This is a genomic window from Achromobacter pestifer (genome assembly GCF_013267355.1).
Lineage (GTDB): Bacteria > Pseudomonadota > Gammaproteobacteria > Burkholderiales > Burkholderiaceae_B > Achromobacter > Achromobacter pestifer_A.
The window spans coordinates 3,888,611-3,913,539 of record NZ_CP053985.1 but is presented as its reverse complement, the minus strand read 5'-3'; the positions used below and the strand labels follow the sequence as shown (position 1 = coordinate 3,913,539).

Sequence of the window (24,929 nt, the reverse complement as noted above, 5' to 3'; positions counted from 1 at the left end):
TTCCGCCGCACCATCGCGTGCCTACCGAAGGAGAGCAAACATGGGAAATACGTTGCGTGCATTGAGCGCCGCCATGTCGGTACTCTTGGCCGTCTACCCCGCCGTGACCGCCAGCGCGGCAACGGAGTATCCATCCCGGCCCATCCGCATGATCGTCCCGTATGCGGTCGGCGGCACGACCGACCTGGTCGCGCGCCAGTATGCCGAGCTGCTGGGGCGCGAATTGAAACAGTCCGTCGTGGTCGAGAACAAGCCTGGCGCGTCAACCAATATCGGCAACAGGCTGGTCGCCGATGCCGATCCCGATGGCTATACCCTGTTGTACAGCACTGGGCAGATGACCCAGACCGTGACATTCGGGCCGTTCCCCGCCATCGATCCGACCGCGGCCCTGGCGCCTGTCAGCCTGATCCTGACCTCGCCACAGATGATCGCGGGCAACCCCGACCAGAAATTCTCCTCTCCCGAAGAACTGATCGAGGCCGCCCGGGCCAAGCCCAAGGGCATCAGCATCGCCTCGGCGCAGTTGCAGCTGTATGTCAACGTACTGGGCGCCCAGGCCGGCATCGAACTGCTGCACGTGCCTTACAAGGGGGGAGCGCCCGCGGTGACGGACACGATAGGCGGACGCACCAATCTGGTCATGGGGCAGCCGCCCGTGCTGCTGCCCTTCATCCGGAATGGCGCGTTGAAACCCATAGCGGTGCTGTCGAAAGAGCGGATCGCGGCGCTGCCTGAAGTCAGGACGTTCGCCGAGTCCGGCGTCCCCGCGCTGGAACTCGTGACCTGGAACGGCGTGTTCGTGCCGAAAGGAACGCCGGCCGCCGTAATCGACCGCCTGTCCAAAGCCACCAAGGCGGCTTTGGACGATCCTTCGCTGGCGCGGCTGGCGAACGATGGTTTGACCATACAGTCCAGCACGCCCGAGCAACTGGCTGAACTTGTCGCCAGCGACGTGCGTTCATGGAAGCAACTGGCGAAGGACAATCCGGATCTCGCGCAGGTCCGCTGAAAAACCGGGATTCAACTCCATGCCCCGATGCGGGGAAAAGGACACGCAATGAGAGAAACTCCCAACACGGCCCATCGCGGCGTCATCCTGGTCACTGGCGGCAGCCGCGGGATCGGCGCCGCGATCTGCGAGCTGGCAGCGCGCGAGGGTTACGACGTCTGCATCAATTATCGCAACAATGAGCAGCAGGCTCAGGCAGTTGCCGAAAAGGTGCGCAGCCATGGCCGCAAGGCCTTGACCGTTCAGGCGGACATCGCCGACGCCGCGCAGATCTCCGACATGTTCCGCAAGACCGACCTGGATTTGGGCGCCTTGACCGCGCTGGTCAATAACGCGGGCACAAGTGGATACATCGGGCGGGTCGATGCGATCTCGGCGCCAGACTTGCAAGCCATCTTCGCGCTGAACGTGGTGGGCAGTTTTCTTTGCTGCGGCGAGGCCGTTCGCCGGATGTCGACACGCCACGGCGGCAACGGCGGAAGCATCATCAACATGTCTTCGGCAGCGGCCAGGCTGGGCGCGGCGGGACGCAACGTGCACTACGCCGCAAGCAAGCGCGCCCTCGAAGCCTTGACCTTCGGCCTCGCCCAGGAGGTGGCCGACGAGGGAATCCGTGTCAATACCGTCTCGCCAGGCGTCATCGATACCGACATCCATACGCGGGAACGGCTGGCGCAGATCGGGCCTCAATTGCCCATGAAGCGGCCCGGCACCGCCATCGAAGCCGCCGCCTCGGTCATGTGGCTGCTCTCGCCGGCAGCCAGCTACGTGTCCGGGACGAACCTGGGCGTATCGGGCGCCCGCTAGGCGCCGCCAGACAGCCGCGCGTAAGGCCGCGGCTTATCGGCATATCGGTCAGTAGTAACCCTTGGGTGTTGCAGCAATCCCACGGGTATCTCATGGTTATTGCCGTGATTCGTATCGGGGTAACGGGGTTTATATCCTCGCGATATTGTCATCCCTCGTTACCGGAGAGAAAATTCCGGCAAGCCGCGCGGCCCAGCCAGCGCGCCTGAAGCGCAATGAAGCTGCCGGGGGAACCGCAAGTGAAGGATGCAGGCCAGTACCAGACGCACACCGCCACCCTGCTTGAACCGGCCCCCTCATCAGACTGGCTCTACCACTGCGCGATGAGCCTGCTCAAGCTCCCGGCCGACGACGCGATCTCCGAACAGCTGGCCTACATGGGCGAAACCTCCGACGTCGACCGGTCCTGGATGATCGAGTACCGCCCGGACATGCTGCGCCTGCGCAATACCCATGAGTGGTGCCGGGGTCGGACCGAGCCCTTCGTGGCCGAACTCCAGGACGTGCCGACCACGCTGATCGCCTGGCTGCACAAGTTCATGGTCAAAGGCCAGGCGGTGGCCATCCATGACGTCAACGACCTGCCCCGCACCGCGCGCGCCATCCAGGTCGAATTCCAACGCCAGGGCAACAAGAGCGTGCTGAGCGTGCCGGTTTTCCATGACAAGAAGCTCTACGGCATCATCGGCTTCGACACTACCCTGCGGCACCGCAGCTGGTCCGCCGCCGAGGTCGGCGCCCTGTACCAATGCGCGAATCTCATCGGTCAGGCCAAGTACGGCAACGGCCGCGACCGCGGCCGCGCGCCGCGCTACGACAGCGTCACGTCGGTGATCTATCTCAGCATGCGCGGCGTGGTCCGCGGCGTGCAGCCCGAAGCCATCGTGGGCGTGCGTTCAGCGGGCAACTACAGCGAAATCTGGCTGGAGGACGGGTCGATGGTGCTGGACTCGCGCGCGCTCGGCATATGGTCGACCTTGTTGCCGGAACAGACCTTCTTCCGGGTGCACCGCACCGCCATTGCGAACGCGTTGCATGTCATGGACGTGGATCGCAGAAGCGTGGACAAGTGGTTGATCAGGATGCGGGCCGTGGACGAGACCTGGCCGGTGTCCCGCTCCTACCGCAAGCCGCTGCGCGAACGCATGGGAATCTAAGGCCGGCCGCCCCCCCGCAATATGCAGTTCGTCACGCCGGCATGTTGTTTCGTCCTGGCGGAAGTGGCCGCGCATCGAGTTTTTGGGATCATCGCGCATGCAGAGGAACACCCGTTCCTCGAGCCACCCAGAGAGAACCGCATGCTGACGTCCCGCCTCCTGCCGCGCATCACTACCCTAGCCTTGAGCGCCGCCTGCGCACTGGGCGCAAGCCAGGTCCGCGCGGCCGACCTGGCGCTGCAGGACGCGGTCTCCATGGCCGGCATGCAGCTGTACCTGAACTCGGGCGCACCGGGACTGATCATCGCGGCGGTGCGCGGCGATGAGGTCGTGATCCAAGGCTATGGCGAAACCGCGCCCGGCAGCGGCGTGGAACCGGACGGCCGCTCCGTTTTCAGGATCGCTTCAGTATCCAAGGTGTTCGCGGGCGACGTGCTGGCGGCGCTGGCGGCCAAGAACAAGCTCCAACTGACCGATCCCCTGGCGAAATATGCGCCGCAAAACGCCAAGGTCGAAACCAACGGCCGTCCGCTGACGCTGCTGGACCTGGCCACGCATTCGGCCGGCCTGCCGCGTGAACTGCCCGACCCCGACGCCAAGCCTTCCGACAATCCGTTCGCCGCGTTCGACCGCGCCTACTACTGGAAGTGGATCGGCAGCCACAAGCCGGCCTATGTCCCCGGCACCACCACGCTGTACTCCAACCTGGGCTTCGGCCTGCTGGGCGATGCGCTGGCCAAGGCCGGCGGCGCGGACTACTCCACCGTGCTGGCCGACGAGGTCCTGAAGCCCGCCGGCATGACCGACACCACCAATGCGCTCAACGACGCGCAGAAAAAGCGCCTGATGACGGGCCTGGATCCCTTCGACAAACCCGACCCGAATGCCCCGGTGCCCGACGTGATGTACGCCAGCGCCGGCGTCTACTCCACCGCCGACGACATGGCGCGCTGGATGCGCTGGCACCTGGACGGCGCCAGGCAATCGAAGCAGGCGTCCCTGTTGGCGCACACCATGTGGCTGCCGTATGACGGGTTGAAGTCCGTGGTGGGCACGGAGGTCACCGACGCCGACGGCATGGGCCTGGGCTGGGTAGTGACCCTGCCGCGCAACGGCGCGCCGCTGCTGCTGGGCAAGAGCGGCGGCCTGGGCGGCTTCATGTCTTACGCCGTGCTGTCGCCCAACCGGGGGCTGGGCGTGTTCGTCGTCGCCAGCCGCGTGAACTTCGCCATGTTCAACAACATCCATTCCCAGGTGCGTGAACTGGCGGCCGAGTTGGCGCGGTGAACGGTGCCAGCCCTGCGCTGCGCCAGGCCGCGGCGGCCGCGCTGCTGGCCGTGGCCGCGCAAGGCGCGTGCGCGCAGGAAGCCAGGGATATCTTCAAGACGGAAATTTTCCTCACGCCCTACAGCGAACTGGGCGACGGCGGCGAGTCCTATCCGCGGCTGAACGGCCGGTTCCTGCTGATGACAGGCTACACCGGCTTCTTCGGCGTGCAGGACGACAACGGCCAGCTGCCCCGCTCGCACTGGAGCAGCGTGCAGCCCACGGCGGAAGCCGCTTTGGTGTTGCAGCTGACGCGTGAGTTTTCGATCCGCACCAAGGCAACGTTCAACTCGTCCACCAACGACACCAAGGACAACGCGTTTTCCGATCTGGGCGTGGACCTGGACAATCTGTTCGCCGCCTATACCGCGGACAACTACGCCCTGTACGGCGGCAAGATGGACCTGGGCTTCGGCGACGCCTGGCACGTGGTCGATGGCTTGTACACGGGGTTCAACGAGAACTCGGAGTTCCGCGGCTCGATCGGGCTGGGCGGACGCTACACGCTCGATACCACGGGCCGGGGAACGCACTCCGTCGCCGCCATCCTGTTCAAGCGCGACAACACCGCGATGAACCGCCGGTTCAGTCTGGACGGCGGCCTCATCGGGCCCGATCAGCCGCCGATGTTCAGCGACCAGTTGAAGTCCTTCATCCTCTCCTACGATTTCCGCGACCTGCCTGGGCTGGAAGGATTGTCGGGCGGGCTGGACGCGGGCCGGCTGCATCTGGACCCGGGGCAAGGGAAAAGCGCCAACACAGTGTCGGCCCGATTGCGCTACGACGCGCCGTTGGCCAACTCATGGAACCTGAGCTGGTTCAACGAAGCCACTTATTCCAGCGCCTTCCGCGGCGCTCCCGTGTCCAATGGCAACGGCGTGACGTCGGTGTCCTTGTCTCGCGACCGCTGGCAACTGACCGCGACGGCGGCGGTGCGCAAGCTGTCCGGCAGCGGCCGGAAACTGGCGCAACACGGTCTGCAAGACGACACGGATTGGGGCATTTCAGGCGCGGTCACCTATGTCACGCCCATCGGCTTCATCGTGCAGGCCGGGCTCACGCATCAGCGCGACCAGGCCCTGCGCATCAACCAGGGCGTTTTCCGCATCGCTTACCAAGCAGGATTCTGAGGCCATCATGAACAGCAAACGCACGCTCATCACCGCCGTAACCGTTCTTGCGCTGGGCGGCGCCGCGGCAGCCTGGTCGCAGCCCGTACCCATCGCCAGCGCGCCGAATCCGCCCGCCGACGCGGTGGCCATTCCCGCTGGCAGCAAGGAACGCGCCGTGCAAGAACTGCCGCAAATCGTGGCGGACATCATGAAGCGCAGCCAGGTGCCGGGCATGGCCGTGGCCGTGGTCATCGATGGCAAGACCGTGCTGGCACAGGGCTACGGCACGCGAGAGGCGGGCAAACAGGCTCCGGTGGATGCGCAGACCGTGTTCCAGATCGCATCGATCTCCAAGTCGCTGTCGGCAACGGTGGCGGCCATCGAAGTATCCCAGGGCAAGGCTGCCTGGGACGATCCGGTCTCGCGCTATCTGCCGGACTTCAAGCTGGGCAACGCCTATGTGTCCGAACGCGCCACGATCGGCGATTTCTTCGCGCACCGTTCCGGCTTGCCGGGCACGGCGGGCGATGATCTCGAAGACCTGGGTTTCAGCCGCGGCGACGTGATCGCCCGCCTGCGTCTGCTGCCGCTGGACGCGTTCCGCACGTCCTACCACTACGCCAACTTCAGCACCACCATAGGCGCGCAAGCGGTGGCCAAGGCCGCCGGACGCCCCTGGGAGCAGTTGGCCGACGAACAGCTGTTCAAGCCGCTGGGCATGGCATCGACCAGCTACCGCTACGGCGACTTCGAGGCGCGCGGCAATCGCGCCGTGCTGCACGCATACCAGAAAGGCCGGTTCGTGCCCTCGGGGCAGCGCGACGCCGACCAGCAGGCGCCCGCGGGCGGCGTGTCCTCCACCGTCGTCGACCTGGCGGAATGGCTGAAGCTGCTGCTCGCCGACGGGCAATACCAGGGCAAGGCCATGATCGCCCCAAACGCCTTGCTGCCCGCGCTGTCGCCCCAGGCATTCAGCGCCCGTGCGCATGACCTGGACTCGCGCTCTGGCTTCTACGGCTATGGCTTCAACGTCAACACGGAACTGGGCGGACGTCCGTCGATGGGACATTCCGGCGCTTTCCTCATGGGCACCGGAACGACCTTCCGCATCGTTCCTTCCGCCGGCATCGGCATCGTGGTGCTGACCAATGGCGCCCCGGTGGGCGCGGCCGAATCCGTCGCGGCATCGTTCATGGACACGGCGCTGTACGGCAAGCCCACGCGCGACTGGTTCGCGGCCTACAACGGCGCCATGAAGGCGTTCTTCGAACCCCAGGCCGATTTGTCCGGACAGGCCGATCCCGCCAAGCCGGCCTCGCCGAAAGCCCTGTCGCAATACACTGGCAGGTTCGACAACCCGTACTATGGCCCCGCCGAAATCCAGGAGGCCAACGGCGCGCTGACCCTGGTGCTGGGCCCCAAGGGCATGCGTTTCCCCTTGCGGCACTGGGACGGCGACACCTACGCCTTTTCGCCCGCCGGCGAAGCCGAACTGGTCGCCTCGCTGGCGTCCATCGTCTTCAAGATGGACCAGGGGCGGGCCCAGGGTTTCGACATCAAGTTCTACGACGACAACGGCCTGGGCCGCTGGGTCCGCAAGTAGCCGGCCTGCCGCGCCGCCGGTTCAGAAGCGGTAGGCGGCGCGCAGGGTCAGGGACTGGTCGCGGTATTCCCCGTTGCCGCGCAAGGCGTACTCCGTCTTCAGCTCCACGCCCTTGGGCGTGACGTATTCCAGGCCGGCCGACAGGTTGCCGTAGGTCCTGGGCATGCCGGACCGCAGCGTGAACGGCGTCGCGCCCGGTCCACTGAGCTGCATGGTGGTGACCACGTCGCCGCCGCTCAGAAAGCTCATCCCGCCCGCCACGTATGAGCGCAAGATCGCGCCGTTTGCCAGGTCCTTGCGCCCGCCCAGCTCCACCATGGGCGAGGCCATGAACGAGGTCGTGTGGTTGCCGCGCACTTTCAGATTGAGGGCCCCCGCCCCCTGTTCGCCGTAGCCGTCCTGCCGGACGTAGTTCACGTCCAGATCCACGTAGGGCCGCAGGTACCAGGACGGCTGGCTGAACTCGTAGGCGGTGCGCAGCCTGGCCCCGAGAAAGGAAGACTCGGGCTTGCTTTTGGCCGTGCCGTCCAGCGTGCCGCGCGACATCCTGCTCTTCTCCACGCCGCCATGCACGGCCAGCGCAACCTGCCACGGCGCGTTGTTGTACTTCAGCGCCAGGCCGCCCGCGTAGGTATCGCTATTGCCCGAAAGGTCGGCGGCCGACGTGGTCTTGCCGTAGGCGTAGCTGAGCGAACCGCCCAGGAACCAGTTGGTGGCGACCTCGCGCTGCGCGCCCAGCGTGAGCGTGCTCTGGCGCACACGGTAGCCTTCGTCGTCTGACGTGGCCTTGCGCTGGGTCCAGTTCGTGTCCAGGCGGGTCCAGACGCAATCGCCCTCGCGCAGGATCGTGCTTTCGCCCACGAACGCGGGGCAGCTCATCATCCGGTTCATCGACGCGTAGGAGGCATGCATCTGGTTGGCGGCGCGGGCGAACTGGCCATCGTGGGCGATGCGGTTCAAGGCGTCGCGGTACTGCCCGGCGGTCTGCACGCCCGTGAACTTGTCGAAGGTGGCCGCATCGCTCTGTTTCCCCTGGTCCCACAGCGTCTGCAGGGAAGCCGCGACCCTCGCGCGATCCGCGGTGAGCGGGAACGCCGACGGCGTGAAGTCCGCGTCGACGGCAATCAGCGGATCGCGCAGGCCGCCTGCGCCATTGTTCTTCAGCGCGTAGCTGAACAGGGGACTGTCGCTTGCGGTCGTGGGCACGCTGTTTTGCGCGGCATCGAAATGGCCTATCCCCAGCCATACATTCTTCACGGGATTGCGCAGCACCGGTTTGACGGTACCCGCGAAGGTCGACGCGCCCGACACCGAAATGAAGTCGCTGTTGTGAACGCCGAAATCCAGGTCTGGCCGATAGGTTCCCGTATGGTTCAGCCCGCCCGTGACGCGCGTGGACGCATATACCCCCGGCCCGCCGGGATTCAGGACGCCGGCGCTGTCCAGATCGCCCTGGAAGCGGGGGCCGCTGTATAGCGAGCCGCCAGCGTTGTTGTGGAAAATGCTGCCGCTGCCCATCAGCACGTCGCCCGCCACGGTTCCATTGTTGTTGACGACGGTTTGGCCAGCCACGTCGATGGCCGTCTTCGCCTGGATGACGCCGGCGTTGGTGATGGTGGTGCTGGCAAGTGGCGTGACAGCCATGATGCCGGTTCCCGACACGCTGCTTGCGCTGACCAGCGCGTTCTGGCCCAGGTTGACCGAAATGGCCCGGCCTCCGCCGTAAGCGCCATTGCTGATGGCAACCACGGCTGGCGAATTGGCCCCGGTGGCGACGACCTGCGCCGCATGGCCGATATCTATGCTTACCTGGCCTCCGTAGGCCAGATCGTTGCCAGGCGTGCTGTATTGGTAGAGGACGCCGTCCTTGAACACGCCGCCCCCGCCCACGCTCATCGCCAGGATCGCGGGCGCGTTCGCGCCGGAAGTCTGGACCGTGCCCCCCGTGCCGATGGCCACGTTGACGGCCCCGCCATTGCCCATGCCGCCGGTGAGGCCGGCGTTCTGTATGAGACCGGTCGTGTAGTGCGCGGATGACTGGTCTCCCGTCAACCCGCCGCCGCCGCCCACGCTCTGCGCCAGGATGCCGGCAGCGCCATTGCCCGAGGTACCGACCCAGCCCGAAATGGACAGCTTGACGGCGTTGCCGTCGCCACCTTGCGCGGGGGACGCGACCGGCTTCAGGGCCGTCAGGCCGGGCCGGATGGCCAGGCCGGCGATGCCGCCGCCGCCGCCCACGCTTTGCGCGACGATGCCATGCGAATTGGTGCCCGCCGTGACGATGCTGCCGCCCACGTCCTGCGTCACGCTGACCGTTCCCCCGGGGCCGGTCATCGGCGCGCTGGAACCGAACGTGATGTTCGCCGCGCTCGAGACAGGCCCCGTGCCGTCGTCCATCGTCACCAGGCCGCCGCCGCCGCCCACGCTCTGCGCCAGCACGCCGAAGGAAAGCGCGCCGCGGGTCGCGATGCTGCCTCCCAAGTTCGACACGGCAACAGTGCCGCCCGCGCCGTTCACGCTGCTCGAAAAGGGGCCGCCCGCATCGGTCGACGCGCTTCCCAGCCGGATATCGACGCTGCCGAGCGCCGCGCTGGACGACACCGCCGCCATGCCGCCCCCGCCGCCCACGCTTTGCGCCAGGATCCCCGGCGCAAACCACCCCTGCGTGGCGATGCGGCCGATGTTGTTGGCGGCGCTGACCGTGCCGCTGGCAACTTGGGCCAGGCCGAATCCGCTGGCGTTGTTCGACGGATAATCGCCGCCCAAGGCGATCGACAGGGACGCGTTCTGCTGGATGGCGGCAAGGCTGGCGTTGCGCAAGGCGAGCGTGCTGACGCCGCCCCCGCCGCCCACGCTCTGCGCCATGATCCCGGCGGAGCCGCCCGCGCCAGTCGCAAGCGTCCCGCCATGGATGACGTTGACCGCGCCGCCCGTACTCGTCGTCATGCTCTGCCCCTGGTCGCCCGTGGCGCCCAGCGCGATGGTCGCGGCGGTCTGGCTCCACAGGAACAGCGGCTGGTCGACCATCGATATGCCGCCGCCTCCGCCCACGCTCTGGGCAAGAATGCCCGGCGCCTGATAGCCCTGCGTGGTGATCCGGCTGGCCGAGACGCCGGCGTCGACCGTGACCGCGCCGCCCGAGCCGCTGGCCCCGGCCACGCCGCCGTTGCGCACATTGATCAGGGATCCCAGCAGCGATCCGCCCTTGGTTCCCAGGATGCCAACGATGCGGGTGATCTTGTCGATGATCTCGGGCGCCTGGCTGCCGGCGCCGGCCGACACCACCGACTGCAGATCCTGGCCGCTGGCCGCGCTGCGGCCGCCGCCCCCGCCGATGCTCTGGGCGACGATGCCCGCCGAACCGCTGCCTTGGGTGGCGATCGTTCCCGCGTTCGTGACGATGGCGGGGTCTGAAGCGGAGCCGCCGCCGGCGCCCGCCGCGCCGCCGTTGCCTCCGGTCTGGTGGGTAATGCTGGTCTGCGGCAGCGCGACGGTAAAAAGGTTCTGCGCGCCGGACTCGGCGGCCTTGATCAGCGCGTCGATGCTGGACAGCAGGCTGGACGCCCCCGCCGAATCTATCATCCCGGCGTTGCCGCCGCCGCCGCCGATGCTTTGCGCCAGGATGCCGGGCGCGTGATCGCCCGCCGTTGAAATGGCGCCGTCATTGCGCACATCGAAAGCGCTGGCGCCGTTCCCGGCGCCGCCACTGCCGCCGGTCGTGACGCCGACGGACAGGTTGACGGCCTTGCTGAACTTCAGCTGCGGCGCCTGCTCCAGCCAATTGGCCGCCTTGTCCAGCAAGCCGGCCAGGTTGGCGGGCGAACCCAGGATGTCGTTGAACGACTTGGCGTCGTGCGCCTGGACGATGCCGCCGTTGCCCCCGCCGCCGCCTATGCTTTGCGCGACGACGCCGGCGGAACCGGTGCCCTGCGTGGCGATGACGCCGGTGGCGGCATTGTCCGCCTGCACCCGGCCGCCGCTGCCGCCCTGGCCGCCCTGCCCGCCATGGCGCACGCTCAGTTGCAGATCGACCAGCGAGCTGCCGATGGTCGGGATCTTGACCGGCGCCAGCACTCCACCGCCGTTGCCGCCCCCTCCCCCTATGCTCTGGACCACCGCCCCATTGCTTTGCGCGGCGGCAGTGTGAATGCCTCCGGCATTCGTGAACATGGCCGTGCCGCCGTCGCCGGCTCCTTGTCCGGCGCCGCCGTTGGACACCGCAAGCGTGACCGTGCCGCTCGGGTTGTCGCCTAGTTGCGGCGCGATCGTGATGGCGCGCGAGTTGGCGAGCCCGCCGCTGCCGCCGCCCCCGCCTATGCTTTGCGCCAGCACGCCATTGCTGTGCGCGCCCAGCGTCGTGATCGTGCCCTGGCTGGCCTGCGTGAACGACACCGTGCTGCCCGAGCCCCCGCTGCCGCCCTTGCCACCGGTCGCTACCGTCACGTTGAGCCCCACGCCCACGCCGACCGCGTTCGCCGACCCGCCGCTGCCGCCTCCGCCGCCTATGCTCTGAAGAATCACGCCCGATGCATTGCCGGCCCGGGTCTGGACCTTGCCTTGCGAGGAAAACTGGACCAAGCCGCCGTTGCCCGCCGCGCCGCCCGTGCCGCCGATGGCGACCGAGGTGATCACGCCGGTGCTGTTGGCGTCGCCGCCCACCCCGCCGCCGCCGCCGATGCTCTGCAGCAGCACCGCCGCGCTGTTGTCGCCCGAGGTGTCGATGCCGCCGCTATTGGCCATGGCGATGCCGCCGCCCGCACCGCCCGTGCCGCCGTGCCCGCCGCCCACGGCAATGATGCCGTTGCTGGACGAAGCCAGCCCGCCGCCGCCGCCCGCGCTGTTGGCAATGACGGCGGCCGCATCGTTGCCGAGGGTGCTGATGACACCTGCGTTCGTGATGGTGATCGCCTGGCCCGCAAGCGCGCCCGCGCCACCGTTGCCGCCTTGTCCGAACGCGCCGCTGGCGCCCGCCGTACCGCCTTCCCCGCCCAACACGCTGGCCACGATGCCCTTCGCGCCGACGGTGCTGTTGGTTCCGGTCGCGATCGTGCCGGTGTTGGTGATCGTGACCGCGCCGGGCGATCCGCCCGCGCCGCCATTGTGTCCCTCGATCCATGATCCGCGGCCGCCATTGCCGCCGTTGCCGCCCTGGGCCAGGACATAGACGCCGATTCCGCGATTGCCATTGGTTTTGAGGGTTCCGCCATTGGCGATGGTGACAGAGCCCGAGTTGCCGCCCGCGGCGGCTTTGGTGTCGGTGCCATTGGCGGTCGACGCATTCCCGCCGATGGAACGGGCGATCACGCCATACACGCCATCGCCCAGCCCGTTAACGGAAGACCCTGCCGACGCTGCAAAGACGACATTGGAAGCATCACCGCCCCGGCCTGAATCGCTATGCCCGCCAAAATCGCCCGTGTGTTCGGCAGCGCCGCCGTTGCCACCCGACGATATCAAGCCCACCGCTGCGCTGACGTTGTCCGGCCCCGGCCCGCGCGCGGTCACCGATGTCGCGCCTTGCAGGATCACGGACGCGACGCCGCCATTGCCGCCGTGGCCGGATGTGTACGCGCCGCTGAAGCCCTTTGCGATGGCGCTGTCAGTCCCCGATCCGCCCCAGGATTGGGCGGCGACACCGAAACCGGTGCCGACCACGTTGGCGTTGTTCAGCGTGGCTCGCGCCTGGTGTCCATCGCCGCCTATCCCGTAGCCGCCATTGGCCCCGTCAGCGTTGCCCCACAGGCCGCCGTTGCCTCCCGCGGAGTACAGGTCGATCCCGCGGCCGGCGGCGTTGACCGTGCTGGCCGACAAGGTGTAATCGATGATCCGCCCGCCGCCGCCATTGCCTCCCCAATGGTTGGGGTCCGCGTCCCTGCCGTTACCGCCCTTGCCACCACTGACGTCGATCAGGATGCCGGTCTGGCCCGGCGCATTGGCGCTGATGCGTTGATTGCTGTCCGTCTGCACGAAGTCGCGCTGCCCCCATTGCCCATCATGGCCATTGTCGGGGTGGCTGCCGCTGGAACAGCAGGTGCCGTCGGCGCCGCGCAGTTGATAGGCCAGCGGCGCCGTCTGCGCCAATGCCGGACGTCCGAATACATAGAGGGTGGAAATCCCCGCCTGCAGCAGCAGCGCCAACCAGGTGAGCCGCAAGCCATGGCGGCCAGGCTTGGAAAAATCTTGCAGGGGAGTCATGGCGGCGGCGACAGAAATGGGCAAATTGAGAAAGTCGCCGTTCGCCAACCGCCGTACAAGTCCAAGATGACGAATCAACCATCCTGGCTGACGAGTCGCCGCTCCCCGCCCGCCCTATTTCGAATCACGCACCGCCGCGACCACCTTGATCTCCACCGCCAATCCGGGCCGCGCCAGCGCCGCGACGCCCAGTATGGTCCACGCCGGAAAGTCGGAACGCATGTACTTTTCCTTCACCGCCCGGAACCCCGCCAGGTCGGCGCCAACGTCGACGTGATACGAGACCAGTTCGACCACGTCGGTAAAATCAAGGCCCAGATGGCCGAGCACGGCGGCAATGCGCTGGAACGCCAGGTCCGCCTGCTCCGCGGCCGATTCGGGCAGGGAACCGTCGGCGCGCAATCCGATCTGCCCGGCGATGAACGCCAGCCCGTTGGCCGTGACCGCGGGCGAGTACTGGAACAGGTCGAAGATGCGGTTGCCGCCAAAGACCGGATCGTCATCGGGAAGGCGCAGGCGCTCGATCTTGCTCATGGAAGTCCTTGTGCAACGCGGGCGTTGCTCGTTTATCGGGATTTGCAACTCTACTAGGGAACGCCACGATGTCCACCTCCGCCGCCGACAACGTGATTGCGCTGTATCGCGAGCATGCCGACGCCTTCGAGAAACTGCGCGGCACGCAGCTGGTCGAACGCGCCTGGCTGGAAGCGTTCCTGGAGCTGCTGCCCGGCTCCGCTCCCGAGGTGCTGGACCTAGGCTGCGGCACTGGCAGCCCCATCGGCCGCCATCTGATAGAACGCGGCTGCAGGCTGACCGGCGTGGACGCCTCGGACGCGCTGCTGGCGCGGGCAAGAGCCTCGTTCCCGGGGCATGACTGGATTGAAGCGGACATGCGCAGCCTGCCGCCCTTGCGCCCCTTCCAGGGGCTGATCGCCTGGCACAGCTTCTTTCACCTGCGGCCTGAAGACCAGCGGCCCATGTTCAAAACCTTCGAACGCCTTGCCGCGCCGGACGCGGCGCTGATGTTCACCAGCGGCACCCATCTAGGCGAAGCCATAGGCCAGTTCGAAGGCCAGCCGCTCTATCACGGCAGCCTGGACAGCGCGGAGTACCGTGAGCTGTTGCGCGGGGCCGGCTTCAAAGTGATACGCCACGTACAAGCCGACAGGACCTGCGGCGGCGCGAACATCTGGCTGGCCCAGCGCCACGCATAAAACCTTTGAGTTACATCAAGGTTTGACCGGCGAACGACGCCGGAAAGCGCCGCCCCTGCGCCATAATCAAAATGCAGCGGTCCCACATGGACCGCGCGAGGCCCACCCGGCCTCTTCGGTTTCCCTAACCTCGATCAGGCGGACCCGGCATTCATGCAAAGACTTATCCTCCCGCTACCCGGCAACGAAGGATTCGCCAAGCGTCTTGCCGCCCTGTGCCAAGGCGAACTCGGCGCCGTCGAAACCCGCCGCTTTCCTGACGGCGAAAGCTATGTGCGGCTGCATGGCGACCCGCGCGGCCGCGCCGTCGACATCGTCTGCACATTGGCCCGGCCCGACCCCAGCTTCCTCGGCCTGATCTTCGCGGCCGACACCGCGCGCGACCTGGGCGCCGCCGAAGTCAATCTGATTGCGCCCTATCTGGCCTATATGCGCCAGGACAAGCGTTTCCAGGACGGCGAAAGCGTGAGTTCGCTGTCGTTCGCGCGCCTGGTGTCCTCGACCTTCGACCGCCTGCTGACGGTCGATCCGCATCTGCACCGGCATCCGTCGCTGTCGGCGCTGTACACCATCCCGACCACCACGCTGCATGCGGCGCCGCGGCTGGCCAGCTGGATCGCCAGCAACGTGCAGTCGCCGCTGATCGTCGGCCCGGACGAGGAAAGCGAGCAATGGGCAGGCTCCATCGCCGCCCGCATCGGCGCGCCGCACGTGGTGCTGCGCAAGACCCGCCACGGCGACCGGCAGGTCGACATCGAGGTGCCCGACCTATCCCCCTGGCGCGACCGCACGCCGGTGCTGGTGGACGACATCGCCTCGTCCGGCCGCACACTGGTGGTGGCTGCCGGCAAGCTCGCCGGCATGAGGCCGCCGCAATGCGTGGTGGTGCATGCGCTCTTCGCCGAGGATGCCTGGACGCAGGTATCCGCCTGTTTTGAACGCGTCGTTTCCACCGACGCGGTGCCCCACCCCAGCAACCGCATCGAACTCGCGCCTCTGCTGGCCAACGCACTTCTGCGCGATCTGCGCGATTGACCACCCGATTTGAAAGGAACCCGCGATGACGCTACGCGAGCATTGGCTATCCGGCCACGGCCCCATCCAACACCGCGCTGAAACCGTCGAGCGCATCGACGCGCTGGTGCGGCGCCTGGCGGCCAGCGGCCGCCTCGCCCGCGCGGACGATGCCTACGCCATGCTGGCCGCGGCCGACCGCCTCAGCTGCGCCGCCATGAACGTGGTGGCGCACATGACCTATGCCCGCCGCATCGACCTGAACGGCGCGCCTCTGGCCGCCGGAGACTTCAAGCCCAACCCCGAAGGCCATACGGGCGGCTCGCTGAACATGGTGCCGGCCTTCGTCGCCTATCTGCTGGCCAATGCGTTGAGCGGCAAGACCCGCGGCTGGCTGATGGGACAGGGCCATTGCGTGGCCGCCATCGAAGCCGTCAACGCCCTGACCGGCGACGTCTCGCCGGCCCAGCGCGGCCGCTACGACCGCAGCGAGGCCGGACTGAGACGCCTGACCACGGACTTCTATTCCTACGCCATCGACGCCCAGGGATTGCCTGCCGTGCCGCTGGGCAGCCATGCCGGCCCCAACACGGCGGGCGCGGTATCGGAAGGCGGCTACCTGGGCTTCGCCGGCCTGCAGTACGTGCACATGCCTCTACCGGGCGAAAGCCTGGTGGCCTTCCTGAGCGACGGCGCGTTCGAGGAACAGCGCGGCTCCGACTGGGCCACGCGCTGGTGGCGCGCCGAGGATTGCGGCCAGGCCGTGCCGGTCATGATCCTCAACGGCCGCCGCATCGAGCAGCGCACGCAGATCGTGCAGGAAGGCGGCGCGCATTGGCTGGCCGAGGACCTGCGCCACAACGGCTTCGATCCGCTCATCGTCGACGGCCGCGACCCTGCTGCCATCGCCTGGGCCATTCTCGAGGCCGAGGAAGCGCTGGCCGCAAGCCTGGCGGCGCCGGACTTCCAGTACCCGGCCCGGCTGCCCTACGTCATCGCCGAAACCGAAAAAGGCTACGGCTTTCCGGGGGCCGGCACCAACGCCGCGCACAATCTGCCGCTGGGCGGAAACCCGCACACCGACAGCGCGGCCCGCGACGCTTTCAATGCCAGCGCCGCCCGGCTGTTCGTGCCCGGACCGGAACTGGACGCGGCGCTCGCCGCGCTGGCCAACCACCGCGCCCAGCAGCGCCCGCTGGAAAGCAGGCATCCCATGGCGCACCGGCATCCCGAGGCGCCTGCGCTGCCCGAGCCGGCCTGGGAAGCCACCGGCAGCCAGGGCAGCGCCATGGCGGCGCTGGACCGCTGGTTCGTGGAACTGGTGCGGGCCAATCCGCGCCTGCGCGTGCGCATCGGCAACCCGGACGAACTGGCCAGCAACAAGATGGGCGGCACGCTGGCCTTGCTGAAGCACCGCGTCGACCATCCCGAGGCCGGCGTCGCCGAAGACCAGCACGGCGCCGTCATCACGGCCCTGAACGAGGAAGCGGTGGCCGCCGCCGCGCTCGCGAACAAGGGCGGCCTGAACCTCATCGTCAGCTACGAGGCGTTCGCGGTGAAGATGCTGGGCCTGCTGCGCCAGGAGATCATCTTCGCGCGCCGCCAGAAGGAGCTGGGGCAGACGCCAGGCTGGCTGTCGGTGCCGCTGGTGGTCACGTCCCACACCTGGGAAAACGCCAAGAACGAGCAATCGCACCAGGACCCCACCATAGGCGAAGCCCTGCTGGGCGAAATGTCCGACACTTCCCGCGTGCTCTTCCCCGTGGACGGCAACAGCGCCGCGGCGGCGCTGCGCGCGGTCTATGCGCAGCGCGCCCAGGTGGCCTGCCTGGTCGTGTCCAAGCGCGACGGCGCGCAGCGCTTTGACGCGCTGGCCGCCCAGGCCCTGGTCGAACAGGGCGCGGCCCATGTCGCGGGCGATCCGAAGACCAGCGCGCTGCAATTCGTCGCCATCGGCGCCTACCAGCTCGAAGAGGCGTTGAAGGCCCGCGCTCATCTGGCACGGCAGGGACTCGAGTGCTGCGTGTCCGTGGTGCTGGAACCCGGCCGACTGCGCGCGCCGCGCGACCAGCTCGAATCCGCCTTTGTCCTGTCCGACGAAACCGTCCACGCGCTTTTCCCACCTGGCCTGCCGCGCGTGCTGCTGTGCCACACGCGCCCCGAACCCATGCTGGGTGTGCTGCGCCGGCTGGACGACGGCCCGGCCCGCACCCGGGCGCTGGGCTACATCAGCCGTGGCGGCACGCTGGACGTGCCCGGCATGCTGTACGCCAACCGCTGCACCTGGGCGCACGCGGTCGACGCCGTGGCCGGCTGGCGCCGCGAAGACGTGCTCGACGCGCCGCGGCGGCAAGCCATCGCGGGCAAAGGCAATCCCGCCGATCTCGACTACCCATCCTGATGCAGCACAAGGAAACCATGCTCACACTGACCTGCCTGGGCGGAGCCGGAACCGTCACCGGATCCAAGCATCTCCTGAGCCACGGAGATACCCATCTGCTGATCGACTGCGGCCTGTTCCAGGGCCTGAAGAACCTGCGGGAACTCAACTGGCAGCGCCTGCCCCTGTCGCCGGCCGATATCGACGCGGTGGTGTTGACCCACGCCCACCTGGATCACTGCGGCTACCTGCCGCGGCTGGTGGCCGAGGGCTTCAAGGGCAAGATCCACGCCACGCCCGCGACCCGCGACGTCGCCAAGCTGATCCTGCTGGACAGCGCCAACTTGCAGGAAAAGGACGCCGACTTCGCCAACCGCAAGGGCTACTCCAAACACAAACCCGCGCTGCCGCTCTACCGCGTGGTCGACGCCGAGCGCGCGCTGACGCGCTTTTCCGACGTCGCGCTGCACCAGGAAACCGCCCTGCCCGGCGGCGCGAAGCTGACCCTGCGCCGCGCCGGCCACATCCTGGGCGCGACCACCGCGCAGATCGACATCGGCGGCATGCGCGTGGTGTTCTCGGGCGATCTGGGGCGCTACGACGATCCGGTGATGCACGATCCCGAACCCGCTCCGCTCGCCGACTACATCGTCATCGAGTCCACCTATGGCAACCGGCGCCACGACCCCGCCGATCCCGTCGAAGCCCTGGGCGCCGTGATCGAACGCACGGTGCAGCGCGGCGGCACGGTCGTCATCCCCGCCTTTGCCGTGGGGCGGGCGCAGACCCTGATCCATGCGCTGTGGCAACTGCGCCAGGCCGGCCGGCTGCGGAATGTCCCGGTCTACCTGGACAGCCCCATGGCGACCAGCGCCACCGAGCTGCTGGACCGCCATGCCGGCGAGCACAAGCTGTCCCCGCGCGAGTACGAGGCCGCGTGCTCCGCCGTGACCTACGTGCGCGACGTCGAGGAATCCAAGGCGCTGTCGGCCAACCGCTACCCCAAGGTCATCATCTCGGCCAGCGGCATGGCCACCGGCGGCCGGGTGCTGCACCACATTGCGGCCTTCGGCAGCGACCACCGCAACACCCTGCTCTTCTCGGGCTTTCAAGCCGCCGGCACGCGCGGCCGCAAGCTGCTCAATGGCGCGACCGAGACCAAGATCTATGGCCAGTGGACGCCCATCAACGCCGAAGTGGCCGAACTGCCCATGCTGTCGGCGCACGCCGATTGCGACGAGTTGATGCGCTGGCTGTCGGGCTTTCATGAAGCGCCGCGGCGCGTTTTCATCGTCCATGGCGAACCCGAGGCCTCCGAAGCGCTGCGCGAACGCATCGAACGGGAGCTCGGCTGGCACGTCACCGTGCCGCTGCAGGACCAGAGGTACGAGCTGTGAGCAGCGTTCCCGAACTGAAGCCGCCCGCGCTGCGCGCCACGCGCATGCGCCTGCATGCGCAGCACCAGCCCATCGCGCTGATGCGCGCCGACTGCCACGTCTGCCGCTCCGAAGGGCTGGCATCGCGCTCCCAGGTGCTGATCGTCTCGAACGGCCACGAGGTGCAGGCGCAGCTGTACCAGATCGACAGCGACCTGCTCGCGCTCGACGAAGTGGCCTTGTCCGAGGAAGCCTGGGATGCCCTGGGCATCCGCGACGGCGATAGCGTGCACGTCAGACACCCGCCCGTGCTGGAATCCCTGGCCGGCGTGCGCCAGCGCATCTACGGCCGCCGCCTGGGGCAGGAAGACCTCGCCGCCATCGTCCGCGACGTGGTGCGCGGCCGTTACACCGACGTGCACCTGTCGGCCTTCCTGACCGCCACGGCCACGCTGCCGCTGAGCATCGACGAAACCATCTTCCTGACCCAGGCCATGGTCGAGGTCGGCGACCGCCTGAGCTGGCAGGCGCCCATCGTGGTGGACAAGCATTGCGTGGGCGGCCTGCCCGGCAACCGCACCACGCCGCTGGTGGTCGCCATCGCCGCGGCCAATGGCCTGATCATGCCCAAGACCTCATCGCGCGCCATCACCTCGCCCGCCGGCACCGCCGACGCCATGGAGATGCTGGCCCCGGTGGACCTGGGCATCGAACAGCTGCAACGGGTGGTACAGACCGAGGGCGGCTGCATCGCCTGGGGCGGCGCCATGCACCTGAGCCCGGCCGACGACATCTTCGTGCGGGTCGAGCGGGAGTTGGACATCGACACCGAAGGCCAGTTGATCGCCTCGGTACTGTCCAAGAAGATCGCGGCGGGCGCCACGCACGTGGTGATCGACATCCCGGTCGGACCCACCGCCAAGATACGCAGCCGCGAGGCCGCCGAGCGCCTCGCCGGCCATCTGATGGAAACGGCCGCGCATTTCGGCCTGACGCTGCGCTGCCTGTACACCGACGGCAGCCAGCCCGTCGGCCGCGGCATCGGACCCGCGCTGGAGGCCCGCGACGTGCTGGCGGTGCTGCGCAACGACGTCGATCAGCCGCAGGATCTGCGCGAACGCGCCGCGCTGGTCGCGGGCGCCGTGCTGGAAATTGGCGGCGCGGCGCCGCCTGGACAAGGCACCGCGCTTGCCCTGCGAACCCTGGACAGCGGCAGGGCCTGGGAGAAGTTCGCTCGTATCTGCGCCGCCCAGGGCGGGCTGCGCGAACCGCCGCGGGCCGCTCACATCGAACCCCTGGTCGCGCCGCAGGCCGGCCGCCTCACCCATATCGACAACCGCAAGCTGTCGCGCCTGGCCAAGCTGGCCGGTGCGCCGGAACGGCCCGCCGCCGGCGTGTCGCTGCATGCGCGGCTGGGCGACGAAGTCGCGCGCGGCCAGCCCTGGCTCTATCTGCACGCGCAGACCCGCGGCGAAATGGCGTATGCGCTGGAGTATGCGCGGCACGCCGGGGATATCGTGACGATAGAAGCCTGAGGCGGTCGGCCACTCGGGTGGCGTAGCGCGCGCCCACGTCGTAGGTCGTCCGTCCCGCCACCGATCGCGAATTGTCGACGACCGGGGCGCCGCCGCCGGTTCGCTTTTCAATGAAAATAAAAAGCATTATCATGAGAGCCCTGCCGACCCCGCGCCATGTCATCACGTCCCCCCCGTTCGCAAGGCTTCCTGGCCTATTACGAAGAGCTGCTTGCGGTCTGGACCCGGAAGTTGGGCTGCCGCGATGCCGCGCGTGATCTCGCGCACGACGCCCTGGTCAAATGCCTGGAAGCCGATCCCGACCGCGTGACACAGCCCCGCGCCTATCTGCATCAGGCCGCGCGCAACATGGCCGTGGACAACTTCCGGCGGACGGACGGGCAAGAATGGGTGCCGCTTGATACCATAGCCGGCCATCCCAGCACCTGGGGCGATCCCCTGGCCCAGGTCCGCACCGAACAACTGAGCCTGGCTTTGGAAACGGCGCTGGCCGAGCTGCCGCTCAAATGCCGCCAGGTATTTATCTGGCAGCGCCTGGAAGGCCTGACGCAAGCCGAAATCGCGGAGCGCATGGGCCTGAGCAAGAACATGGTCGAGAAGTACATGATTCGCACCGCGTTGCATCTGCGCGAACGGCTGGGAGCCTATGCCCCGAACTGACAGTCCGCTCCAGGCGCCCGACGTCAGCGCCGACCCCGTCCGCCATGAAGCGGCGCGGTGGTTCGCGCGCGCGCATTCCGGCGAATGGACGGCCGCCGCCCAGGCCGAGCGCGATGCCTGGCTTGCCGCGGATCCGCGCCACGCCGCCGAATACCGGATGCTGGAATCGATCTGGCATGCTGCCGCCAACGTTCCCGAGGAACGGCTGCGCGCGCTGACGGAGGAACCCCGGCGCGCCGCCCGCCCCGCACGGCGGCGGGCATTGGGACTGGGCCTGTGCGTGCTGGCGGCCGCGATTGCGGTAGGCCTCTGGCAACGCGCCGATCCCGTTTTGGAGTACCGCACGGCTGCCGGGGAACGACGCAGCGTCACGCTGCCCGACGGATCCACCGCCGAATTGAACAGCCGCAGCCGGATCGAGGTCCGTTTCGACGGCGCCCGGCGCTTGGTCCTCCTGCAAGAAGGAGAAGCCCTGTTCGCGGTCGAAAAGGATGCCGCCCGGCCCTTCATCGTCGATGCGGGACTGGGCAACGCCAAAGTAACCGGCACCCGTTTCGACGTGCGCCGCGACCCCGAACAGTTGCGCATCATGGTGGAGTCCGGCTCGGTCGACGTGGCCGGCGTCAAAGACCAAAACGCGGTGCCCGTCACGGCGGGCAATGCGGTCCGCATCGACGGCAGCGGGCACGCCGGCCAGGTCCAGGCCTATCCCATCGCCGCCGCGCTCGCCTGGCGCAAAGGCCAGATCGTATTCACGGACACCGACCTGGCCAGCGCCGTGCGCGAAGTCTCGCGCCACCGGCCGCAAGCCATCACCCTGGCGCCGCGCCAGGGACTGGAAACGCTGCGGCTGACCAGCGTGTTCCAGACCACGGATACGGACGCCTTCCTGACGGCGTTGCCGCACATCCTGCCTGTCGCGGTCCGGCGCTTGCCAGACGGCCAGGCCGAGATCGTCGCCCGCTGACGCGGGCATCCGGACGCTGTTACAAAAAAAGCCGCCGCGGCATTCAGGTATTTTTCGCGTATTGCGTCTTCTTCCTGATAACCAGGCAGGCATGGTGCCCGCCAACATGATTCGGGAGCACAGGAAGTGGATCGCAAAAAATGGGGAAGCCGCGCGCGGATGCGGGGCCTGGCAACGACGGCGCTTGCCGCCTTGCTGATGACGGCAGCGGCAGGCGTTCGGGCACAGGCCGCGCCAGTGGCGATCGACATGCCCGCGCAATCGCTGGATCAGGCCTTGCGCACCCTGGCCCAGACCCACGGATTGCAGATCTTCTATGCGCCGCAGACCGTCGCGGGCATACAGGCGCCGGCCGTCTCCGGAACGATGACGCCGCAGCAGGCGTTGTCCGAACTGCTGAAGGGCCGGTCCCTGCGCGTGCGCCAGGACGGCGCCGCGACCATCATCGAACCGGAAAGCGCGGGCCAGCCCCAGGTCATGGCGCCCATCGAAGTCTCCGCCTCGCGCACAGCCAGCAATCTGGTCAGCCCGGTGCAGCAGACCATCGTGCTGGAGCGCGACGCCTTGCAGGAGCTGCGCACGGGCTCCGACAGCCTGGCCACCGTGCTCTCCAAGACCGTGCCCGGCATGGCCGACTCCAGCCGCACCATGACGGACTACGGCCAGACCCTGCGCGGCCGGGGCGTGCTGGTGCTGGTGGACGGAATCCCGCTCAACACGAACCGGGACTCGTCGCGCAATCTGGCGAACATCAACCCTGCCACCATCGAACGGGTCGAAGTGCTGCGCGGCAGCAGCTCGATCTACGGCGCTGGCGCGACGGGCGGCATCGTTTCCATCACCACCCGGCCCGCCGGCGGCGAGCCGGTATCCGAAACCACGGTGACGGCAGTCAGCCCCCTGAGCCGCCTGCGCGCCGACGGCCTGGGCGGGCAGCTGCAGCAGCACTTCGCGGGCAGCCAGGGCAAACTGGACTATGCCCTGGACCTGGGCGCGCGCCACAACGGCGCCTCGTATGACGCGCAAGGCAGGCGCATCGCGCCCGAGCCCAGCCAGGGCGACCTGTTCGACTCCAACATATACAGCCTGGGCGGCAAGCTGGGATTGCGCATCGACGACCAGCAGCGCCTGCAACTGTCCGCCAGCTACTACAACGCGGACCAGGACTCCGACTACACCTCGGATCCCTCCGTCGGGCGCCTGCCGCCGGGTTCGGCCCGCGCCCTGCCGATGAACGGCCTGCAATTGGCCGATCAGAACCAGATCCGCAACACGCTGTTGAACCTGGAATACGAGCATCTGAACGTACTGGGCAGCAAGGTCACGGCCCAGATGTATTACCGCGACTACTTCACCCGCTTCACACCCTTCGACGCGCGCGCCGTCGTCACGCGCGGCAACAACGTGGACCAGGTCACACAGAACACCAAGGTATTCGGCAGCCGGCTGACCGTGGATACGCCGCTGGGCGAGCAATCCAAGGTGCTATGGGGCGCGGACTTCAACCAGGAACGCAGCGACATGCCGATCGACATCTTCGATCCGGCGGCCTACGATCGCAGCGGCGGACGGGTGTTCAACAGGATCGGCAGCCTCACCTACATGCCCGAATTGACGACCCGCAGCACCGGCCTCTTCGCGCAGCTTGAACACCGTTTCAACGAGCAATGGTCGGTACAGGGCGGCGCGCGCTACGAATACGCCTCCGCGCGGTTCGGCGACTTCGTGCCCTTGTCGCAGCTGCGCGTACCCTCCCCCGGCACGGTCCAGGGAGGCACCGTCAACTATGACGCCTTGCTGTGGAATTTCGGCATCGCGTACGCTCCGGTGCGCGGCCAGGAGTTCTACGCCAACTTCAGCCAGGGCTTTCAGCTGCCCGACATCGGGGTCCAGATGCGCAATGCGCGCCCCGGCTTCGACATCGGCTCGTCGGACCTGCAGCCGGTCAAGACCAACAACTACGAGCTGGGCTGGCGCGGCGGCGCGGGCAACACCTCGGCGTCGCTGGCCGTGTTCTACACCACCTCGAAACTCGGCGACGTGCAGAGCTTCAACAATGGACTGATCCTCACGCGCACCGAGGAACGTATCTACGGCGTCGAAGGCACCATCGACACCACCACCGACGACGAAAAGTGGGGCGCCGGCGGCACCTTCACCTGGATGAAGGGCCGCGAGCAGCCGGATGGCGGCAACTGGCAAGGCATGACCGGCTACCGCATTCCGCCGCTCAAGCTGACGGCCTATCTGCAATACCGGCCGAACGAGCGCTGGAGCGGCCGGCTGCAGGCCAATTACTTCGGCGCCAAGGACTACCGCCTGGACGGCAAGGACAGCTTCGGCCGCCGGGACGTCAGCAGCTACTTCACCGTGGACCTCATGGGCCGCTATCAGCCCAACCCGCGCAACACCTTCATCCTCGGCATCGAAAACCTCTTCAACCGCGACTACTACCCGCAGTACAGCCAGCTATTGCGCAGCAACACCAATACCAGCCGGCTCCCCGCAGCCGGCTCCGTGCTGACGCTGACCTACCAGCACAGGTGGTGACCCGGGTCGCTCGAGTTCAAC

16 protein-coding genes are annotated in these 24,929 nt (G+C 67.7%); 14 read left to right on the top strand and 2 right to left on the bottom strand.

Features of this window, described 5'->3' with window-relative positions; translation table 11 throughout:
• The first annotated feature begins 40 nt into the window (after positions 1-40).
• The 6 genes from FOC84_RS18675 to FOC84_RS18650 all read left to right on the top strand — a co-directional run bounded on the left by FOC84_RS18675 (position 41) and on the right by FOC84_RS18650 (position 7,017).
• Positions 41-1,012: a Bug family tripartite tricarboxylate transporter substrate binding protein gene (locus tag FOC84_RS18675; RefSeq protein WP_173145731.1), complete on the top strand. Its 972-nt coding sequence runs from the start codon at positions 41-43 to the stop codon at positions 1,010-1,012.
• Positions 1,013-1,060: 48 nt separating this feature from the next.
• Positions 1,061-1,819 (top strand): SDR family oxidoreductase, encoded by a 759-nt coding sequence (locus FOC84_RS18670; protein WP_173145730.1) that lies wholly within the window; start codon positions 1,061-1,063, stop codon positions 1,817-1,819.
• A 215-nt stretch (positions 1,820-2,034) separates the two neighbouring features.
• Positions 2,035-2,976, top strand: a complete 942-nt coding sequence (locus FOC84_RS18665; RefSeq protein WP_254241704.1) for a GAF domain-containing DNA-binding protein — start codon at positions 2,035-2,037, stop codon at positions 2,974-2,976.
• 141 nt (positions 2,977-3,117) lie between these two features.
• Positions 3,118-4,263, top strand: coding sequence for a D-alanyl-D-alanine-carboxypeptidase/endopeptidase AmpH (ampH, locus tag FOC84_RS18660; protein WP_173145729.1), 1,146 nt, complete (start codon positions 3,118-3,120; stop codon positions 4,261-4,263).
• On the top strand, positions 4,260-5,432 hold the full coding sequence (locus FOC84_RS18655; RefSeq protein ID WP_254241703.1) for a hypothetical protein: 1,173 nt from the start codon (positions 4,260-4,262) through the stop codon (positions 5,430-5,432). The genes ampH and FOC84_RS18655 overlap by 4 nt, the downstream gene beginning before the upstream one ends.
• 7 nt (positions 5,433-5,439) lie before the next feature.
• The gene (locus FOC84_RS18650) at positions 5,440-7,017 is read left to right on the top strand and encodes a serine hydrolase (protein WP_173145728.1); all 1,578 of its coding nucleotides are present in this window, start codon (positions 5,440-5,442) and stop codon (positions 7,015-7,017) included.
• Positions 7,018-7,038: 21 nt separating this feature from the next.
• On the opposite strand, the gene FOC84_RS18645 is transcribed toward FOC84_RS18650, so the two are convergent.
• Together FOC84_RS18645 and FOC84_RS18640 are read right to left on the bottom strand one after the other, a co-directional pair.
• Complete coding sequence (locus FOC84_RS18645) at positions 7,039-13,212, bottom strand: autotransporter outer membrane beta-barrel domain-containing protein (RefSeq protein ID WP_173145727.1); 6,174 nt, start codon at positions 13,210-13,212, stop codon at positions 7,039-7,041.
• A gap of 114 nt (positions 13,213-13,326) precedes the next feature.
• Positions 13,327-13,746, bottom strand: a complete 420-nt coding sequence (locus FOC84_RS18640) for a RidA family protein (protein WP_173145726.1) — start codon at positions 13,744-13,746, stop codon at positions 13,327-13,329.
• A gap of 68 nt (positions 13,747-13,814) precedes the next feature.
• On the opposite strand from FOC84_RS18640, the gene FOC84_RS18635 reads away from it, so the two are divergent.
• The 8 genes from FOC84_RS18635 (at position 13,815) to FOC84_RS18600 (ending at position 24,908) form a co-directional block, all read left to right on the top strand.
• Positions 13,815-14,426 carry a class I SAM-dependent DNA methyltransferase gene (locus FOC84_RS18635; RefSeq protein WP_173145725.1) on the top strand — a complete coding sequence of 204 codons (612 nt, stop codon included), beginning with the start codon at positions 13,815-13,817 and terminating at the stop codon, positions 14,424-14,426.
• Between the two features lie 153 nt (positions 14,427-14,579).
• Positions 14,580-15,461: a ribose-phosphate pyrophosphokinase gene (locus tag FOC84_RS18630; RefSeq protein WP_173145724.1), complete on the top strand. Its 882-nt coding sequence runs from the start codon at positions 14,580-14,582 to the stop codon at positions 15,459-15,461.
• A gap of 25 nt (positions 15,462-15,486) precedes the next feature.
• On the top strand, positions 15,487-17,841 hold the full coding sequence (locus tag FOC84_RS18625; RefSeq protein ID WP_173145723.1) for a xylulose 5-phosphate 3-epimerase: 2,355 nt from the start codon (positions 15,487-15,489) through the stop codon (positions 17,839-17,841).
• A 17-nt stretch (positions 17,842-17,858) separates the two neighbouring features.
• Positions 17,859-19,217, top strand: coding sequence for an MBL fold metallo-hydrolase RNA specificity domain-containing protein (locus FOC84_RS18620; RefSeq protein ID WP_173145722.1), 1,359 nt, complete (start codon positions 17,859-17,861; stop codon positions 19,215-19,217).
• Between the two features lie 44 nt (positions 19,218-19,261).
• Entirely contained in the window at positions 19,262-20,731 is a 1,470-nt protein-coding gene (locus tag FOC84_RS18615; RefSeq protein WP_173150246.1) for a thymidine phosphorylase family protein, read from the top strand.
• 156 nt (positions 20,732-20,887) lie between these two features.
• Positions 20,888-21,391 carry a sigma-70 family RNA polymerase sigma factor gene (locus tag FOC84_RS18610; RefSeq protein WP_173145721.1) on the top strand — a complete coding sequence of 168 codons (504 nt, stop codon included), beginning with the start codon at positions 20,888-20,890 and terminating at the stop codon, positions 21,389-21,391.
• Positions 21,378-22,358: a FecR family protein gene (locus tag FOC84_RS18605; protein WP_173145720.1), complete on the top strand. Its 981-nt coding sequence runs from the start codon at positions 21,378-21,380 to the stop codon at positions 22,356-22,358. Before FOC84_RS18610 ends, FOC84_RS18605 begins: the two co-directional genes overlap by 14 nt.
• A 159-nt stretch (positions 22,359-22,517) precedes the next feature.
• The gene (locus FOC84_RS18600; protein ID WP_173145719.1) at positions 22,518-24,908 is read left to right on the top strand and encodes a TonB-dependent siderophore receptor; all 2,391 of its coding nucleotides are present in this window, start codon (positions 22,518-22,520) and stop codon (positions 24,906-24,908) included.
• The last annotated feature ends 21 nt before the right edge of the window (positions 24,909-24,929 follow it).

What these genes read in the sequence shown, in the direction of transcription:
- FOC84_RS18675 (WP_173145731.1), top strand. Translation starts at nt 41, where the DNA reads ATGGGAAATACGTTGCGTGCATTGAGCGCCGCCATGTCGGTACTCTTG.
- FOC84_RS18670 (WP_173145730.1), top strand. Translation starts at nt 1,061, where the DNA reads ATGAGAGAAACTCCCAACACGGCCCATCGCGGCGTCATCCTGGTCACT.
- FOC84_RS18665 (WP_254241704.1), top strand. Translation starts at nt 2,035, where the DNA reads ATGAAGCTGCCGGGGGAACCGCAAGTGAAGGATGCAGGCCAGTACCAG.
- ampH (WP_173145729.1), top strand. Translation starts at nt 3,118, where the DNA reads ATGCTGACGTCCCGCCTCCTGCCGCGCATCACTACCCTAGCCTTGAGC.
- FOC84_RS18650 (WP_173145728.1), top strand. Translation starts at nt 5,440, where the DNA reads ATGAACAGCAAACGCACGCTCATCACCGCCGTAACCGTTCTTGCGCTG.
- FOC84_RS18645 (WP_173145727.1), bottom strand. Translation starts at nt 13,212, where the DNA reads ATGACTCCCCTGCAAGATTTTTCCAAGCCTGGCCGCCATGGCTTGCGG.
- FOC84_RS18640 (WP_173145726.1), bottom strand. Translation starts at nt 13,746, where the DNA reads ATGAGCAAGATCGAGCGCCTGCGCCTTCCCGATGACGATCCGGTCTTT.
- FOC84_RS18635 (WP_173145725.1), top strand. Translation starts at nt 13,815, where the DNA reads ATGTCCACCTCCGCCGCCGACAACGTGATTGCGCTGTATCGCGAGCAT.
- FOC84_RS18630 (WP_173145724.1), top strand. Translation starts at nt 14,580, where the DNA reads ATGCAAAGACTTATCCTCCCGCTACCCGGCAACGAAGGATTCGCCAAG.
- FOC84_RS18625 (WP_173145723.1), top strand. Translation starts at nt 15,487, where the DNA reads ATGACGCTACGCGAGCATTGGCTATCCGGCCACGGCCCCATCCAACAC.
- FOC84_RS18620 (WP_173145722.1), top strand. Translation starts at nt 17,859, where the DNA reads ATGCTCACACTGACCTGCCTGGGCGGAGCCGGAACCGTCACCGGATCC.
- FOC84_RS18615 (WP_173150246.1), top strand. Translation starts at nt 19,262, where the DNA reads ATGCGCCTGCATGCGCAGCACCAGCCCATCGCGCTGATGCGCGCCGAC.
- FOC84_RS18610 (WP_173145721.1), top strand. Translation starts at nt 20,888, where the DNA reads ATGTCATCACGTCCCCCCCGTTCGCAAGGCTTCCTGGCCTATTACGAA.
- FOC84_RS18605 (WP_173145720.1), top strand. Translation starts at nt 21,378, where the DNA reads ATGCCCCGAACTGACAGTCCGCTCCAGGCGCCCGACGTCAGCGCCGAC.
- FOC84_RS18600 (WP_173145719.1), top strand. Translation starts at nt 22,518, where the DNA reads ATGCGGGGCCTGGCAACGACGGCGCTTGCCGCCTTGCTGATGACGGCA.